Source organism: Phycisphaeraceae bacterium (assembly GCA_019454185.1).
Classification (GTDB): domain Bacteria; phylum Planctomycetota; class Phycisphaerae; order Phycisphaerales; family UBA1924; genus JAHBWV01.
Window position 1 is genome coordinate 1586701 of the sequence record CP075368.1, and the last position, 16820, is coordinate 1603520.

Below are 16820 nucleotides of genomic sequence, written 5' to 3' on the forward strand. Positions count from 1 at the left end.
CCGAACTCAGCTTCCCTGCAGCGACGAAGGCCCTTCACGCAACCAGCGGACGAGCTCGGGGGTCTTTCGGACCGCCCTCGACTCCGGCTGATCACCCATCTTCCTGCCGATCGCCGAAGCAACCAGACCCATGAAGAGCGGCTGAGGCGTCAGAGGCCTGCTCGTCAGTTCCGGGTGATACTGGGCGCCGATGAAGTATGGGTGCGTGTTCTGTTCCTGCCCCTGCGTGCTCGCCGTCCCCGGCTGCGCCAACTCAATGATCTGCATGATCGGCTGACTGGGGTGACGCCCCGAGAAGACCATGCCGTGCGCCTCAAGCCGCTCGATGTACTTCGGATCGACCTCGTACCGGTGCCGGAAACGCTCACGAACGCTCGTCTTCCCTCCGAAGAGGAACGACGCAAGCGTTCCGGGCATCACCTGCACGTCCTGCGCACCAAGACGCATCGTTCCCCCGAGACCCTCGATCTTCTTCTGGTCCGGCAACTCGCTGATCACCGCATTGTCGCTCGAAGGATCGAACTCCGTGCTCGTCGCATCCTTGAGCCCCAGCACGTTCCGCGTGTACTCGATCACCGCGACCTGGAATCCCAGGCAGATACCAAGATACGGGATCAGATTCTCGCGGCAGTGCCGCACACACGCGATCTTCCCCTCAACCCCCCTCGCGCCGAAACCGCCCGGCACGATCACACCGTCAAGACCCGCGAGCTGCGTCGCAACATTCGAAGGCGAGATCTCCGTCGTGTCGATCCACTTCTGCTCGATGTCGCACTTCAGGTGGGCGGAGCAATGCTCAAGCGCCTTGTCGATCGATGCGTACGCATCCCGAAGCGCCGCGTACTTGCCCGTGATACCGATCGTCACCTTGCGATCGTGCGACGCGGTCAGCGAGTGCGTGAACGCCGTCCACCTCGCTCGCGAACGATCCTCCTGCACCACATCAACCCGGTCGTGCATCTCGAGGATCGAGAGAATCTCACGGTCCAGCCCGTCCGCTCGCATCTCCTCGGGAATCGTGTAGATGCTCGGACGATCGTGCATCGAGAACACACGACGCATCGGCACGTTCGAGAACATCGCGATCTTCTCGCGAACCGTGTGCGTGACCTCGTTCGTTGCGCGGCACGCGATCATCTGCGGCTGGATCCCCGCTTCCATCAGCCGCTTGATGCCCAGCTGCGCCGCCTTGCTCTTCTGCTCGCCCAGCGCCTTCGGCTCGATCACGTACGTCAACGCGACAAAGCACGTCGAGCCCGGCCCCTCCTCAAACGCAAGCTCACGCAGCGCCTCGATGTAGAAACCGTTCTCATAGTCGCCGACCGTCCCGCCCACCTCAACAAGCACGACATCCGCCGGCTTCTTTCCATCCCCGCGCATCGCAAGCTCGCGCAGCTTCCGCTTCACCTCTCCGGTGACATGCGGGATCATCTGCACATCACGTCCAAGGTACACGCCCTGCCGCTCGCGATCGAGAATCTCCGAGTAGATCTGCCCAGACGTCGTGAAGTTCCACCGCGTCAGGTTCTGATCGAGCATCCGCTCATACGTGCCAAGGTCCATGTCGCACTCGGTGCCGTCATCAAGCACGAACACCTCGCCGTGCCGATACGGATTCAGCGTCCCCGAATCGATGTTCAGGTACCCCTCCATCTTGATCGGTGCGACCGTCAGCCCCTTGTCCTTCAGCATCTTCGCCACGCTCGACGCGAAGATCCCCTTGCCGAGACCGCTCATCACCGTGCCAAGCACCACCACGTACCGATGGCGCCCGCGCTGATACCCGTCCGGAACCGGTGAATACAGCTCCGTTGATGTGGTTGTCTCAGCCAGCGACGAGAGCAGGTCGCCCTTTCCGCCGGCGTTGCCACTCCGACGCGACGCGCCCCAGCCCTTCTCGGCAGGCGGCTCGGATCGACCCGATTCCCCCTGCCCCAAACCCTGTCCCTGCGACGAAGTGCTCATCCGCTCACGTCCGCTTGGCATAGGACATCGTAACGAACCGACTCAAGTCGTCCAGTCACGAATCCGGATCACTCTCCGCTTTCGACCACCACCGCCGCACAAATGCCTCGTACTGCTCCGGGGTGTCAATCCCCTGTGAGTGACACTCTCGGATCGCCACCCCGATCCGGTACCCGTGCTCAAGCACCCGCAACTGCTCTAGTTTCTCTGTCAGCTCAAGCGGCGTCGACGGAAGCGTCGCATACGTCCGGAGAAACCCCGCCCGATACGCATAGATCCCCACATGCTTCAGCGGACGGGCAGCACCCCCGTCATCAGCCACACCCAGGCCTGCATCGCGATCATGCGGCACCAATGCTCGCGAAAAATACAGCGCAAGCCCCGTACACCCCACAACCGCCTTCACAATGTTCGGGTTCGCGGGATCCTCATCAGGTCCGAGAGGCGATGCCACCGTGCCGACTTCCGCCCCAGTACCAACCAGCGCGTCCGCAGCCGCTTGAATAGTCTCCGGATCGATCTCCGGCTCATCCCCTTGGACATTCACGATCAGCGACTCATCAGGAAGCCCCAGCCGTGCCGCGGCCTCAGCCAGCCGGCTCGTCCCGTTGGGATGTTCACCCGTCAGCACCGTCTCGATGTCAAACGACCGAACAACCGCAGCCACCTGCTCGCTGTCCGTCGCCACAACCACCCTCGCGATACCCTGAACCCTCGCGGCCCTCGTCGCGACATGCCAGATCAGCGGCCTTCCGGTCTTGGACGCGAGCACCTTCCCTGGAAAGCGCGTCGACCCGAGCCGGGCAGGAATCAACACAACCGCACCCGCTCCCGATCCCATCACACCCTCCGCACATCACTCACCACCCGGCAGGGCGGCTCACAACTTCCCGCCGAGCTCGCTCACGAGTGCTTTCAACTGCTCGCGCCGGACTCTCACGTCGCGATAGCTGATCTGTTGGATCGCGATCGTAGACGCAAGCCGAAACCCCTCGACCGCCGAATCCGCGTCTCGCTCCTTCGTCGCCTTCTCCTGCAGAGCAATCACCAGACCATATCTCAGCTCAAGCAGGACGGTCGGCGAACCCATCTCACCCAGAACCTCGATCGCGCGCCGATATGTCTGGATCGCCTCATCCAGCCACTCGATCTTCAGGAAGCACTCCGCGAGCATGCCCAGAACCTGCCCGCGCAGCTTCGGATCGCTCTGCGCCTCCTGAAACAGCGCGATCGCCTCCTCATACTGCCCTGATTCAAAGTACTTCCGCCCGAGATCATACTTCAGGCCGAGATCCGTGGGGTATGACGCGACGCGGAGCTTGTACTCCTCGATCTCCATCTTGCGAAACTGGGTCCGCGCCTGACTCGCCTTCTCTACAAGCTCGGCGTTCTCGGGATTCGCCGCCGCCGCCTCCTCATGCTTTCTCAGCGCACGCGACGCCCTGCGCAGACGGATATCCCCCATCTCCTGGCGGAACCTGAACTGCTTCGTCTCGTCGAACGCCTTGCTCAGCACTCTGAACGCGGTCTCCTCATCCTCTGGACGACCACGCTCACGCAGACGCTTGGCGTACGTTCCGATCACCGCCAGATCACCCGGAGATTTTGCGTACGCCTCCTCCGAATCCGCGATCAGGCGATCGATCGTCTCCTCTGTCTTGACGATGCGGTCCGCATCCTCCAACTGACGCTGCTTGTCGAGATCCCTGATGTTCGCCCGGAATCCCCCCGCCTTCCCCGTCTGATCGAACCCACCCTTCGCCATCGTCGACTGCGCAGACATATTCCGCACACGTCCGGACAGATCTCCATCACCCGGATCGAGCCGTAGCGCAACATCACCCGCCTCGGCCGCTTTGTCGTACGCCCCAACCTTCGCGAACGCTTCCAGCAGCCGCGTGAAGTTCTCCTTCTTCGGCTTCGCCTCCCCCTTGCTCAGCACCAGCGCCTTCTCGCCGATCCAGAATGCCGTCTCCGCAAGCTCAAGCCCCGCCGCGGCCTCCGTCGACTTCACCGCCAACGACGCATCCTTGATCTTCATGGACCACGCCAGCACCGTCAATAGGAACTTCTCAACCGGGGACTTCCCGTCAAAGACCTTCGCCGTCTCCTTGCTGATCTTCCCCCCGGATTTCTCCGCGTGCAGCGTCGCCGACTGAAAGTACCCCTCCAGCCCCGACATGCTCCCAGGATCAAACCGCAACCCCTGCAGCCACAGCTGCATCGCGTACTCGTAGCTCCCGGTCTGATGGACCGTCTTGGCCCGATCAAAGAACCGCTGCGCCTTCTCCGGCTCAGGGTCCGTACCAGACCCAGCCGCAGCCCCCTCGGAGGCCGGCTTCGTGCCCGTCGCTGACGACGCCTGCGACGTCTCGTCCTTCTTCTTCCCAAACAAGCCCATGCTGTACGTCCAACGGCACCTGAGGCGCCAAACAAGGTATCGAGGCGTCCACGCCCGAAAGTCCGGCCCGGATTGTACAACGTATCCCTACCGGCGGATGGACCGCCTCTCGCTTCATACGATCGGCCGATGTCCCTTGATCCCGAAACACTCTCAATCGTCAACTACCCGGCAGACGTGCTGCGTCGCCGGGCCACCGAAATCACCTCCATTACCGACGAAGTCCGCCACGTCGCACGCAGGATGATCTCGCTCATGCACGAGGCCGAGGGGATCGGTCTCGCCGCGCCGCAGGTCGGGCTCTCCTGGCGCATGTTCGTCGCCCATGTACCAGAGGACCCCGAAGACGGACGCTCCGCCTCGGCCGCACCAGTCACCGCGACCCTAAGCCCCACGGTCTACATCAACCCCGTCCTCTCCGAGCCCGAGGGGATCGTCGAACCCTACGACGAGGGCTGCCTCTCCCTCCCGAATATCTCTGGCGAAGTCCTCCGCCCCCCCCGGATCACGATCACGGCACTCGATCTTGAGGGACGCCAGTTCTCTGTCCGGGCCGAAGGGCTCCTGGCACGCTGCTGGCAGCACGAAACCGACCACCTCGACGGCGTCCTGATCCTCGACCGGATGTCACAACTCTCACGGCTCCGCGCTCGCCGCGCCATCAAAGACCTCGAACGGGCCGCACACTGACCAGACCTACGCCTCGGCCTGACGCAAGAGCCGCACCCCGCTCCGCCCATCAAGGCGGAGCACCAGCATCCCGAGCGCGCTCGACACCGACCACTGACGGACAGAGTCCCGCTCCCCCCGCATCTGGAATCGACGACAATCGACTCCTCCCTCGCGCGATGCAAGCCCGATCCACACCGTCCCGACCGGCTTCTCCGCCGTCCCACCCCCAGGCCCGGCAACCCCGGTGATCGCCAGGCAATGATCCGCATCCGACCGAGACAGCCCACCAATCGCCATCTCACAAGCGACCTCGCGGCTGACCGCCCCGTGCCTCTCGATCACACCCCGATCGACCCCGACAAGCCGACTCTTCATCTCGTTGCTGTAAGTCACCCACCCCCCGACGTACACATCCGACGAGCCCGCGACCGCCGTCAGACTCTGGCCCAGCATCCCACCCGTGCAACTCTCAACCGTCGCCAGCCGACCACCCACGCGCCGCAGCTTCTCCAGAGCAATCTCGGCCAGTGAGCCCCCTCCCTCAGCAAAGACCAGATCTCCCACGGCGTCGCGAACCGCCGCCGACGTCTGATCGAGCAGCCGCGCCACTTCATCCTCGGTATCCCCACCCTCATACCTCACCCTGACGCTCACAATCCCGGCTGAAGCCGTCGTTCCAACCAGCGGATTGCGACCCCTGCTCATGAGCGGACCGAGCCGACCCGCCACATCCGACTCACCCACGCCGATGGTCTGAAACACCATCGTCCGGATCTTCCGGCCTTCAGGCGGCTGAATCTCCGTATCAACAACCCGCTCGAACATCGGGTGCATCTCTCCCGGTGGCCCCGGAAGACACCAGATCGTCGTCCCTTCAAACAAGACTCGCAGCCCGGGAGCTGTGCCATTCGGATTCGAGAGGTGAACGCCCGACTCAGGCCTCAGCGCCTGCACCCGGTTCCGCTCCGGCATCGTCCGCTTCGCCGCCGCGAACCACGCTCGGATCGCCTCCAGCGACTCAGAATCCTCTACCAACCGCTCACCGAGGAGCAAGCCCACCGCCTCCCTCGTCAGATCATCCTCTGTCGGACCGAGCCCCCCCGTGACCACGATCTTCGAGCACGTCTGCGTCAGACGCCTGAGGGTCGCGACCAGCCGCTCCAGGTCATCCGGCACAGTCACATGCTCAACAACCGTCAGTCCGCGTTCGGTCAGCTTCCCGCTCAACCACTTCGAGTTAGTGTCAAGCGACTGTCCGATCGCCAGTTCGTCGCCGATCGACACAATCGCCACGCTCTCTGATTTCACAGCCATGCACAAGCGTACTCGCACGCAGGCAAGCTGCAGATTCAATCTACACCATGCTCAAACTCACGCACGGAAACCGCTCGTCGGATCCCCGATCGTCATCACCGCCATCGAATCAACGACTCGCGCGACGCCCAGCGGCTTCCCCGCCATGAGAATCACCGAATCACCCGGCTTGACCCATCCGCGAGCCAGCAGGTCCTTCTCCACCAGCGTCGCCCAATCGCCGAGCCGCCCGGTCGGTGGCGGCTTGCACTCGATCGCCGTCACCCCACGGAGCAGCCCCATCCGTCTCGTCGATCGTCCGCTCGACGAGTACGCCAGAATCGGAACCGCAAACCCTGTCTGCGAAAGGTAACGCGCGCTCCCGCCGCTCTCAGACCAGCAGACGATCGCCTTCGCCTGGAGGTCACGGGCAAGGTACCAGGCGCCGTGCGCCAGCGCCGCCGTCCGATACCTCTGCTCGATCATCCGTGTCGGCGGCTTCGCATCGCGGAACTCGCTGAGAACCTGCTCCTCGGCCGCCTCGATGATCCTCCGCATCGTCTCGACAACCAGCACCGGATGCCTGCCCACCGCCGTCTCGCCAGACAGCATCACCGCATCCGCCCCGTCGAAGATCGCGTTCGCAACATCGCTCGCCTCAGCGCGAGTCGGCGAGGCGTTCTCTGTCATCGTCTCGAGCATCTGGGTCGCGACGATGCACGGCTTCCCCCACTGCCCGCACGCCGCGAGAATCCTGTGCTGAACCACCGGCACCTTCGCGATGTCCATCTCTACGCCGAGGTCACCTCTCGCGACCATCACCGCGTCCGCCGCCTGCACGATCGAATCGAGATTCGCGACCGCCTGCGGCTTCTCAATCTTTGCGATCACCGGGATCGAAGCCCCCTGCCCGGACTTGTCAACGTCGTACCGCACGGAGCACATGCCCGACAGCCGTTCCTTGAGTTCCAGAACCTCACTCGCCTCTCGCACGAACGACAGCGCGAGAAAGTCCAACCCGTTCTCGACCGCCCACTCCACACACACCCAGTCGCGCTCCGTGATCGCCGGCGCCTTGACATCGCTCTCCGGAAGATTGATCCCCTTCCCGCTCGTCACGAGCCCGCCATTCGTCACCCGTGCCCGCAACTCGCCACGACCGAGATCCGCCTCCACCGCGAGCATCCGAATCGCACCGTCATTGATCAGCACCCGCTGGCCCGGAGCCACCTCTCCCACCATCGCGGCATACGTCGTCGGCAACACGACAACGCCCTTCTCTACCGCCGCCTCTTTCATATCAACCCGGAACACGACATCCTGGCCCGCTTCCAGCATCAGCCCCGGAGCAGCGACCTTCCCGACACGTATCTTCGGCCCCTGCAGATCGCCCATCACCGCAGTCGGGCGCCCCAGCCGGTGCGCGACATTCCTCACTGTCTGAAGCCGCGCGAGATGTGCCGCAAACTCGCCATGCGAGAAGTTCAGCCGAAAGACCGTGATTCCCGCCAGGATGAGCTTCGCAACAACCTCCGACGACTCGCTCGCCGGACCGAGCGTGGCGACGATCCGCGCAGCGATTGGCCGAGCCCCCCCTTGGCGTGACTCCTGCGTAGCGTTCATAGTCAACTCCGCACCCTCCCACCCGCACTACCCCCCCGACACGCACACAGAAACTCAACGCCCATCGCCGACTCGCCCCGAAGTCCCCAACTCAACCACACGCCGATAGTTCGCAACGAACTGCCGACGATACGACAACTCCGAACGCTGCAGCCAACCCGGATGGTTCGGATCACGCCAACTCTCACGGATCGCTCTGTAATGCTCGGGAGCAAATGCAAGCACGCTGCCGTCCGGCATCTCATGGTCCGGCATCGCAAAGAACAACCTCTCCATCTCCGCGATCGTCTCAGGGGAAACCTCGCTCCCCTCGGACTTGGCCCGAGAGATCGCACGCCACGCCTCACGCTGCTCGCGGCTGGAGTCGATGCCGAACGCACCCATCATCACCGGAATCGCCGTCCTCCACCCCCTCGTCTCAACCGACGAGGCCGATTCAAACGGCGTCACACGATCAACGAACGAGTGGATGTGCTTCTCATACATCACGCGCCGGACAGGCATCCGACGCAGCTCGTACTGACGGGGCCCCATCGGTTCTCCGTTCCAGCCCGTGGGATTGGTCTTCCCGGCCGCGCTCCCCGTCGCGTGAAACTGCCAAAGCGCCTGCGCCTCTTCGGTCAGACAAAACTCGATGAACCTCCGGGCCATCTCCGGCTGCGGACCACCCCGCATCACCGACGCCGGATCCGCATCGATGTACACCGCTCCGGCCGGGTCGCTGAACCCGACGCGGCTCGTTTCCGATGTCTCCCCGGGACGCATCACCGCCTGTGCCTGCGATCTTCCGTAGAAATCAATCGCGAGCCCCGCCGCCGCCTCCCCCTGCGCAACATCGATCGGCGGCTTCGTGGACATGTTCGTGAATGACCTCGCATTCGCCGACATCGCCATCAGCACACGCCACCCACGCTCCCAGCCGTAATAGTTCAGAATCGCGTCAAGAGACGTCGTCATGCTCCCCGACTGACGCGGATCCGACAACGCGATCCACCCCGCCAGTCTCGGATCGCAGAGGTCCTCGAAACTCTGTGGCTCAGGCACACCCAACCGAGCAAGCACCTCTCGGTTGTACACGATGCCGAAACTGGAGAGCGCGGTCCCGATCCAGTACTGCTCCGGGTCGTACAGAAACCCCGAGCCGATCCGGTTCTCACCGAACCACTCATCGAGCCGCGCCTGCTCGAAGCCCACCGGCTCCGAGATCGGAACGATCACATCCTCACCGCCGCCGATCCGGACCTTGACCCCGCTCTTGAGCCGACCGTGGTCATAACTCCCGCCCCCGAACATCACATCGAAATCGATCGCCCCTCGCTCCACAACCGGAGAACCATCCTCACCGATCCTGATCTTCCCCGCGCGACCTGCGGCCACGAACTGGGCCTCGAGAATCTTCAGGATCTCGCTCGTCCCCCCAGGACGCCGCGTCTCGATTCGTGCACGTTGGCCGTACTTCTCCGTATGCCATTCGTCGAACAGCCGATCAAACTCCATCATGATCTGCTGCACGTGAGGCGTCACCACAATCAGGCGTGCGGCATCCTTGCGATCATCCGGCGCGTTCTTCGCACCAAAGCGAACCGCGATCGGCGTGCCGACAATCCCGAGAAACGCGAGGATGACAAGAATCCGGGCGAGCATATCGGGTGAAGTCTAAGGCGGAGCCAACGCGTAGGCACAATCACCCTTTCCAACCTCATGCAAAGCGAGCACCCATGTCCGAATCGTCATCCCCAGTCGCGATCGTCACCGGAGCCGGCTCAGGCATCGGACTCGCCACCGCCCGAATCCTCGCCGCTGCCGGCTGGACCATCGTTCTCGCCGGCAGACGCGAGCAGATGCTGACCGAAGCCCGCGACACCCTCACCCCCGGCCAGCACCACTGCGTGCCGACCGACGTGGGCGAACCTGAGTCCTGCGCCGCTCTTATCCGCCATGTCGCTGGTGCGACATCCAGAATCGACGCTCTCATCAACAACGCCGGTTACGCCCCGCTCACCCCCATCGCCAAGCACACACCTGACCTTGTCCGCCAGACCTTCGAGATCAACGCGATTGGCCCGGCCGACCTCATCCTCGCGGCATGGCCCCACATGGCCTCCCGAAAGTCGGGCAGGATCGTCAACGTGTCATCGATCGCAACGGTCGATCCCTTCCCCGGATTCTTCGCGTACGCCGCTGCAAAGGCGTCCGTTGAGTTGATGGTCAAGTCCATCGCAAAGGAGGGTGCGTCAGTCGGGATCAAGGCCTTCGCTGTGGCGCCCGGCGCGGTTGAGACCGACATGCTCCGCTCGATCATCCCTGAAAGATCGCTCCCTCGGGCCAAAGCCCTTGCGCCCGAAACGGTCGCGCAAGTCATCGCGGACTGCGTGCTGGGCACCCGCGACGCGGACAACGGCAGGACCATCCTGGTACCCAGCCCGTAATCGCCCTCGATCATCAAGACACGCAGATCCGGCCCTCAAGATACATCACGCAGTGTCCGCCGATCTTCACGCGGTCGCCGGCGACCTCACAGAAGAGCTCGCCGCCACGCCTGCTCACCTGATGACCCGTCACCTTCGACTTGCCGAGCCGCTTCGCCCAGTACGGCGCGAGCGTGCAATGGGCAGAGCCGGTCACGGGATCCTCGGGAATGCCTACACGAGGCGCAAAGACCCGGCTCACAAAGTCGTGTCCCGCGCCGGGCGCGGTGGCGATCAGGCAGACCGCGTCGAACGCGGCGACTCTCGCCATGTCCGGCACCATCTCGTGAACCTCACGCTTGGTATCAAAGACAGCCATGATGTCGCGGCTCTCGAAGGCCTCGATCGGACGACGCCCGAACGCCGCCGTGAGCTCGTCGGTCACGGGAATCGGCTCGCCGGGGCGTGAGGGGAAGTCGAGAACGGTCAGATCGCCCTCACGCCGAACGGGCAGCGGGCCGCTCTTGCTGTCAAAGACGATGCGGGGCGCACGCTCGCCAACGTGATGCCAGAGGACGTGTGCCGCGGCGAGGGTTGCGTGGCCGCAGAGTTCGACCTCAACCGAGGGCGTGAACCAACGGATGTGGTAGCGTGCCTCGCCGTTTCCGGGGCCGCCGGCGCGAACGACGAAGGCGGTCTCGGAGAGGTTGGCCTCCGCCGCGATCTGCTGCATGCGTTCATCCGGCAGCCAACTCTCCAGATGGACGACTCCGGCAGGGTTGCCGTGGAAGACGCGTCGGGTGAAGGAATCGACCTGAAAGAACTGCAGGTGCATCTGTTGCTCCTCAGGGCTGGTCGATGATGCTGGCCAGCGATCAGCCGTTCCATGTGCTCTTGACGTGCAATTCCTTCAACTGCTCATCCGTGACGCGGCTGGGGGCCTTGGTCATGAGGTCCTGGCCGGTCTGGGTCTTGGGGAAGGCGATGACATCGCGGATGTTGTCGGTGCCGACGAAGTTCATGATGAGCCGGTCGAGGCCGAACGCGATGCCGGCGTGCGGGGGCGCGCCGAACTGGAGGGCTTCGAGCAGGAAGCTGAACTTCTCCTTCGCGGACTCGGGCGAGAGTCCGAGCAATTGGAAGACCTTGCTCTGGACCTTCTGGTCGTGGATGCGGACGGAGCCGCCCGCGATCTCCTGGCCGTTGAGCACGATGTCGTAGCCGGCGGAGACGATCTGTGCGATCGTGTCCTCATCGTTGACGTCGGCCTTAACGAACGCTTCCAACTGGTCGTCGTTGGGGCTGGTGAAGGGGTGGTGCATCGCGACCCAGCGGCTCCCCCCCACCGACTCTTTGTCACGCTCGAACATGGGGAAGTCGATGACCCAGAGGAAGTTCCAGGGGCCGCCCTCCGCGCCTGGCTTGGGGACGATGCCGATGTCGCGGGCGACCTTCTGGCGGAGCTCGCCGAGTGCCTTGGTGGCCACGCTGTAAAGGTCGGAGACGAAGAGGACGGTGTCGCCGGGCTGGAGGCCGAGGGCGGCGAAGAGGTCGGCCTTGACGGGTTCGAGGAACTTGGCGATGCCGGTCTCGAACACGCCCTGGGCGTTGACCTTGACGACGGCGACGCCGCCCGCGCCGAAAGAGCGGGCGAACTCGTTGTAGCCGTCGGTCATCTTGCGGGTGAGCTTCTCGGCCCCCCCACCACCGCCGGGGACGCGGATCGCCTTCACGACGCCTCGGTGGGAGCTGTACTTGGGGCGGTCCGCGCCCTTGGCGAGGACATCCTTGAAGAAGCCGACATCGGTCTTGGCGGCGATGTCGGAGATGTCCGTGATCTCAAGCCCGTAGCGTGTGTCGGGGCGGTCGATGCCGAAACGCTCCAATGCCTCGCGATAGGTCATGCGCTGCATGGGGGGGATTTCGACGCCGGCGATCTCTTTCCAGAGGCGGCGGACGAAGCCCTCCATCATCTCCATGACGTGTTCGCGTCGGACGAAGGACATCTCCAAGTCGATCTGGGTGAACTCGGCCTGGCGGTCGGCGCGGGGGTCTTCGTCGCGGAAGCAGCGGCAGATCTGCATGTAGCGGTCGCAACCGGCGACCATGAGGATCTGCTTGAAGAGCTGGGGGCTCTGCGGGAGGGCGTACCAAGAGCCGGGAATGTGGCGGTTGGGGACGAGGAACTCGCGCGCGCCCTCGGGCGTGCTCTTGTAGAGGATCGGGGTTTCGACTTCGAGGAAGCCGTTCTCATCGAAGTAGCGGCGGGTGGTCTGATATACCTTGTGGCGGACACCGAGGATCTGCTGGGCGCGGGGGCGGCGGAGATCGATGTAGCGGTGCGTGAGGCGGAGTTCTTCGTTGGCCATTTTGCCGCCGGAGGTGCCGTCGTCGGGGAGGATGGGCGGGTTGGCGGTTTTGTTGAGGACTTCGAGGGATGTGACGACGACCTCGATCTTGCCGGTGATGAGTTTGGGGTTCTCGCCTCCGACGCGGATGCGGACTTTACCTTCGATCGCAACGACATCTTCGTTGCGAAGGTGGTCGGCGACCTCGAGCACGTCTTTGGGGAGGTCTTCGCCGTCGAAGACGACCTGGGTGAGTCCGTAGCGGTCTCGGAGGTCGATGAAGACGAGGCCGGTGCCGTGTCCCCGGTATCCGTTTACCCATCCGTTGAGACGGACGGTCTGGCCGACGTGTGATTCGCGGAGTTCGCCGCACGTGTGGGTTCGCCGGAGCATGTGTTGCCGATCGCCTTTCCGAGTGTTGCGCGGCGGTGTGTGTCGTCCCCATCCATGGGGGAACGCACTGTTTGCGCGCGGGCGAAAGTGTAGGACGGACGTGGGCCGTCACCGGCGATGGGATGTGAGGTTGTGCGTCGGGAGCGCGGGGCGCGTGTCTGGCGGGCGCGATCGGTAGGGATCGGCTTGGCGCGAGATCAGGAACCCATCGCCGCTACACGGACTCGGTGGTGATGGAGTGAATCAGCCAGCACTCGTTGCGACTGAGGGAGCGGTGCGGGGGGAGTGGTTCGGGGGTTTCGGGGTATGGCTGTCTGGGCGGGTGGCGTCGGAAGTGGATGTGGAGTTTGAAGCGGCGTTGTTTGGCGTTGACCGAGTATCGCTCGGTGTGCTGGACCGCCCCCGGCTCCGGGAGGGGGTCGCAGATCCACGGGCCGCTGTGCAGTGCGTCCGGTACATGTGCGATGGATGTGTCTTTCAGATCGATGCGGAGTTGATCGGGATTGGAAACCTCGACAACGCGGCCATCGAGGGAGATCCTGCGTTCGCAGAACTCTGCGAGGGTGGCATAGCCGGAGTTGGGATCGGGCGTGTTGACGCGTCGGAGGGATTCGACAACGGCGATGGCGGCGGCGCGGGGCTGGATCTCGGGGTGAGAGATGAGCACCGGACGGGGGCGGGGCTTTTCCGGGGCGGGCTCTTTGTCGCGCGGCTGCGCGGCGGCGAGGGGGACAAGGGGTGATGCGGTGGCGCGGAAGAGTGCGGAGGCAGCGCGGCGTTTCTCGACGAGGTCTTCGGCGTTCTTCGCGACCTCTTCGAGCGTGGCGATGGCGGTCTGGCGCGCCTCGGCAGCGCGGATGGTCAGGCCGAGGTGGGCGACCTTGGCGATGTCGGCGAGTTTGGACTGGGTTTCGGGCGCGGAGATGAAGGCGATGATCTCGTCTGAGGAGAAACGGGGATCGGCGAGGAGCGTTGCGATGTTGAAACGGGCCTCGATGAAGGCGTGGAGGAGGGCAGGCAATGGGGAAGAGGGGGATCCGGAAGAGGCAGAGGGAGAGAGCGCACTGATCCGAGGCGGGTCAGTAGCAAGAGGAGAGCCGGCATCATGATCGGGTGCTGTGGGCGATGCAGCATCGAAGTCCGGAGCGGACTTCGATGGCATGGGGGATGCGTGAGTTGTCGCGGTGTGGGCGACCATGCTTGGGAAGATACGAGCTGGGCGGCGTGATGCAAGGGGGTTGGTGAGAGAAATCTGTGAGTGAGGGTGTTTGGGTGCGCAGATGGCGTGAGTGCGCGTGATGTCACTGACAACAGTCTGTCAGTGAAGAAAGTCAAGGGGGAGAAATGAGCGAATAGACACGGGCCGAATAGGAGATGCACGCGCGGAGCCCCCACAACCCCTCCGCACCTCCTCGGGGAGGAAAGAGTTAAAGCATCAAAGGGCCAAATAGAAACAGAGCCGCGGCGTGCGCCGCTCCATGAAGGATGCCGCTGCGCGGCCTGCCTTCCAGGGGTTTGCTTGTCCCTTCGGGACTGCGCGGCACCCCTGGCTACCGCAGCACGCTGCTTCGCAGCGAGAGGGCGGATGTTCGTTATGGTGCGGAGATGCATCACCCCGGGCTCGCGAGCTTTTTGCGTCATCGCTTCATTGCCTGTGTGTGTCGATCAAGGATGATGATGGCTTGGATCCATCGACGGACCCGCTCGATGCCGCGCACGTGCGGCGGGATAAGCCCCACATGGTGGGTCATTTCCAGGCGTGCAAACACACGCTCGATCACGCGCCGGAGTGACAGCAGGCCCCTGCCGAAGCCCGTCATGCTCTGCTCCAGCATGTCGATGGCTCGACGGCGGTCCGGATGCGTTCCGGACCGCCGCACGCCGCGACCCACGCGGCAGTCCTTCCGCGGAACCACCAGTTGTCCGCCCTTGCACGCGCAGAGTTCATAGAGCTTCACGCTGTCGTAGTTCGAGTCGGCCAGCACATACCCGTTCAACTCCATGTCTCGCATCATCCGCTTGGCCATCACTGCTTCATGGCAGTGCATGGGCGTGAGACGCCAGGAGACGATCGAGCCCGCGAGATCGCAGATCGCATGGAGCTTGTAGCCGCGCAGTCCCCATGCGCCGAAGGTCGCGGTCCGGTCTCCGGAGTGCGAGGCGACGCGCAGGGCCTTGCCGTCAAGAGCCAGCACCAACGCTCCCGATGCAGAGACCAGATTCTCCGCCTCCGCCGCGGCAAGTAACGCCTGGACGCTGGTGGTTCTCAGCCGCCGGCTCATCCTGCTTGGCGAGGGCAATCGACCACGCCGCCACAACGGCCATGCATCGCGTCGGCACGCCCAGGAGGTGGGTCGTCGGTGCAAGACGGCCCAGAGAAAGGTCAGCACGATGTCCGCATCGGTGAAGGTGAAGCGACCGCCACGCGGGCTCCGATCCAGCTTCCGCACGCTCGCCGCCAACACCCTCCAACTCGCGTTGTCCATGCTCGGTCTCCTGTCTGGCAGCTCCACCAGTGGGACCGAGCATGGCATGAGCCATCAGATCGCGCAAGTCTCCACAATGGAAACACTTGGAACACATGGCGCAAAATGCTCTCGCGCCCGGGGCTCCCTTTTGAGGGCGTTGTTTTTGCTGAGTGGAAGGTGCCTGAAGCGGATGTTCGTTGTGGTGCTGAGACGCAGCACCCCGGGCTTGCGAGCATTTTGCGCCATGTGTTCCAAGTGTTTCCATTGTGGAGACTTGCGCGATCTGATGGCTCATGCCATGCTCGGTCCCACTGGTGGAGCTGCCAGACAGGAGACCGAGCATGGACAACGCGAGTTGGAGGGTGTTGGCGGCGAGCGTGCGGAAGCTGGATCGGAGCCCGCGTGGCGGTCGCTTCACCTTCACCGATGCGGACATCGTGCTGACCTTTCTCTGGGCCGTCTTGCACCGACGACCCACCTCCTGGGCGTGCCGACGCGATGCATGGCCGTTGTGGCGGCGTGGTCGATTGCCCTCGCCAAGCAGGATGAGCCGGCGGCTGAGAACCACCAGCGTCCAGGCGTTACTTGCCGCGGCGGAGGCGGAGAATCTGGTCTCTGCATCGGGAGCGTTGGTGCTGGCTCTTGACGGCAAGGCCCTGCGCGTCGCCTCGCACTCCGGAGACCGGACCGCGACCTTCGGCGCATGGGGACTGCGCGGCTACAAGCTCCATGCGATCTGCGATCTCGCGGGCTCGATCGTCTCCTGGCGTCTCACGCCCATGCACTGCCATGAAGCAGTGATGGCCAAGCGGATGATGCGAGACATGGAGTTGAACGGGTATGTGCTGGCCGACTCGAACTACGACAGCGTGAAGCTCTATGAACTCTGCGCGTGCAAGGGCGGACAACTGGTGGTTCCGCGGAAGGACTGCCGCGTGGGTCGCGGCGTGCGGCGGTCCGGAACGCATCCGGACCGCCGTCGAGCCATCGACATGCTGGAGCAGAGCATGACGGGCTTCGGCAGGGGCCTGCTGTCACTCCGGCGCGTGATCGAGCGTGTGTTTGCACGCCTGGAAATGACCCACCATGTGGGGCTTATCCCGCCGCACGTGCGCGGCATCGAGCGGGTCCGTCGATGGATCCAAGCCATCATCATCCTTGATCGACACACACAGGCAATGAAGCGATGACGCAAAAAGCTCTTGCGCCCGGGGCTCCCTTTTGAGGGCGTTGCTTTTGCTGAGTGGAA

At 63.8% G+C, this 16820-nt stretch carries 13 protein-coding genes; 3 read left to right on the plus strand and 10 right to left on the minus strand.

All coding sequences use genetic code 11. The features are described from left to right. Positions 1–6: 6 nt before the first annotated feature. The 3 genes from KF838_06750 to KF838_06760 are packed head-to-tail and all read right to left on the minus strand — an operon-like array spanning position 7 to position 4366. A complete protein-coding gene (locus KF838_06750) occupies positions 7–1986 on the minus strand; it encodes a CTP synthase (protein ID QYK49544.1) in 1980 nt (659 codons plus the stop codon). Between the two features lie 34 nt (positions 1987–2020). Further along, on the minus strand, positions 2021–2806 hold the full coding sequence (gene kdsB / locus KF838_06755; protein QYK49545.1) for a 3-deoxy-manno-octulosonate cytidylyltransferase: 786 nt from the start codon (positions 2804–2806) through the stop codon (positions 2021–2023). Between the two features lie 39 nt (positions 2807–2845). Further along, complete coding sequence (locus tag KF838_06760) at positions 2846–4366, minus strand: tetratricopeptide repeat protein (GenBank protein ID QYK49546.1); 1521 nt, start codon at positions 4364–4366, stop codon at positions 2846–2848. A 129-nt stretch (positions 4367–4495) separates the two neighbouring features. Between KF838_06760 and def the strand changes: the two genes are divergently transcribed. After that, positions 4496–5056 (plus strand): peptide deformylase, encoded by a 561-nt coding sequence (def, locus tag KF838_06765; GenBank protein QYK49547.1) that lies wholly within the window; start codon positions 4496–4498, stop codon positions 5054–5056. A gap of 6 nt (positions 5057–5062) precedes the next feature. Here the strand turns inward: def and KF838_06770 are convergent, their stop codons facing one another. From KF838_06770 to KF838_06780, 3 genes are read right to left on the minus strand one after another with little or no spacing between them, the layout of a single operon-like run. Next, on the minus strand, positions 5063–6352 hold the full coding sequence (locus KF838_06770) for a competence/damage-inducible protein A (GenBank protein QYK49548.1): 1290 nt from the start codon (positions 6350–6352) through the stop codon (positions 5063–5065). Positions 6353–6409: 57 nt separating this feature from the next. Further along, positions 6410–7954 carry a pyruvate kinase gene (gene pyk / locus KF838_06775; GenBank protein QYK49549.1) on the minus strand — a complete coding sequence of 515 codons (1545 nt, stop codon included), beginning with the start codon at positions 7952–7954 and terminating at the stop codon, positions 6410–6412. A gap of 54 nt (positions 7955–8008) precedes the next feature. After that, positions 8009–9598: an extracellular solute-binding protein gene (locus tag KF838_06780; GenBank protein ID QYK49550.1), complete on the minus strand. Its 1590-nt coding sequence runs from the start codon at positions 9596–9598 to the stop codon at positions 8009–8011. Positions 9599–9672: 74 nt separating this feature from the next. On the opposite strand from KF838_06780, the gene KF838_06785 reads away from it, so the two are divergent. Next, positions 9673–10383, plus strand: coding sequence for an SDR family oxidoreductase (locus tag KF838_06785; protein ID QYK49551.1), 711 nt, complete (start codon positions 9673–9675; stop codon positions 10381–10383). 13 nt (positions 10384–10396) lie between these two features. On the opposite strand, the gene KF838_06790 is transcribed toward KF838_06785, so the two are convergent. The 4 genes from KF838_06790 to KF838_06805 all read right to left on the minus strand — a co-directional run bounded on the left by KF838_06790 (position 10397) and on the right by KF838_06805 (position 15589). After that, positions 10397–11197, minus strand: coding sequence for a PhzF family phenazine biosynthesis protein (locus tag KF838_06790; GenBank protein QYK49552.1), 801 nt, complete (start codon positions 11195–11197; stop codon positions 10397–10399). Between the two features lie 40 nt (positions 11198–11237). Next, positions 11238–13103 (minus strand): aspartate--tRNA ligase, encoded by a 1866-nt coding sequence (gene aspS, locus KF838_06795; protein QYK49553.1) that lies wholly within the window; start codon positions 13101–13103, stop codon positions 11238–11240. Between the two features lie 214 nt (positions 13104–13317). After that, entirely contained in the window at positions 13318–14265 is a 948-nt protein-coding gene (locus tag KF838_06800; protein QYK49554.1) for a hypothetical protein, read from the minus strand. 475 nt (positions 14266–14740) lie between these two features. Next, on the minus strand, positions 14741–15589 hold the full coding sequence (locus KF838_06805; GenBank protein ID QYK49555.1) for a transposase: 849 nt from the start codon (positions 15587–15589) through the stop codon (positions 14741–14743). Between the two features lie 323 nt (positions 15590–15912). Between KF838_06805 and KF838_06810 the strand changes: the two genes are divergently transcribed. Then, a complete protein-coding gene (locus KF838_06810; protein ID QYK49556.1) occupies positions 15913–16761 on the plus strand; it encodes a transposase in 849 nt (282 codons plus the stop codon). Positions 16762–16820: the final 59 nt, after the last annotated feature.

Excerpts from the sequence above, each read along its gene's own strand:
- KF838_06750 (QYK49544.1), bottom strand. The coding sequence starts at position 1,986 with ATGCCAAGCGGACGTGAGCGGATGAGCACTTCGTCGCAGGGACAGGGT.
- kdsB (QYK49545.1), bottom strand. The coding sequence starts at position 2,806 with ATGGGATCGGGAGCGGGTGCGGTTGTGTTGATTCCTGCCCGGCTCGGG.
- KF838_06760 (QYK49546.1), bottom strand. The coding sequence starts at position 4,366 with ATGGGCTTGTTTGGGAAGAAGAAGGACGAGACGTCGCAGGCGTCGTCA.
- def (QYK49547.1), top strand. The coding sequence starts at position 4,496 with ATGTCCCTTGATCCCGAAACACTCTCAATCGTCAACTACCCGGCAGAC.
- KF838_06770 (QYK49548.1), bottom strand. The coding sequence starts at position 6,352 with ATGGCTGTGAAATCAGAGAGCGTGGCGATTGTGTCGATCGGCGACGAA.
- pyk (QYK49549.1), bottom strand. The coding sequence starts at position 7,954 with ATGAACGCTACGCAGGAGTCACGCCAAGGGGGGGCTCGGCCAATCGCT.
- KF838_06780 (QYK49550.1), bottom strand. The coding sequence starts at position 9,598 with ATGCTCGCCCGGATTCTTGTCATCCTCGCGTTTCTCGGGATTGTCGGC.
- KF838_06785 (QYK49551.1), top strand. The coding sequence starts at position 9,673 with ATGTCCGAATCGTCATCCCCAGTCGCGATCGTCACCGGAGCCGGCTCA.
- KF838_06790 (QYK49552.1), bottom strand. The coding sequence starts at position 11,197 with ATGCACCTGCAGTTCTTTCAGGTCGATTCCTTCACCCGACGCGTCTTC.
- aspS (QYK49553.1), bottom strand. The coding sequence starts at position 13,103 with ATGCTCCGGCGAACCCACACGTGCGGCGAACTCCGCGAATCACACGTC.
- KF838_06800 (QYK49554.1), bottom strand. The coding sequence starts at position 14,265 with ATGCCATCGAAGTCCGCTCCGGACTTCGATGCTGCATCGCCCACAGCA.
- KF838_06805 (QYK49555.1), bottom strand. The coding sequence starts at position 15,589 with ATGGACAACGCGAGTTGGAGGGTGTTGGCGGCGAGCGTGCGGAAGCTG.
- KF838_06810 (QYK49556.1), top strand. The coding sequence starts at position 15,913 with ATGGACAACGCGAGTTGGAGGGTGTTGGCGGCGAGCGTGCGGAAGCTG.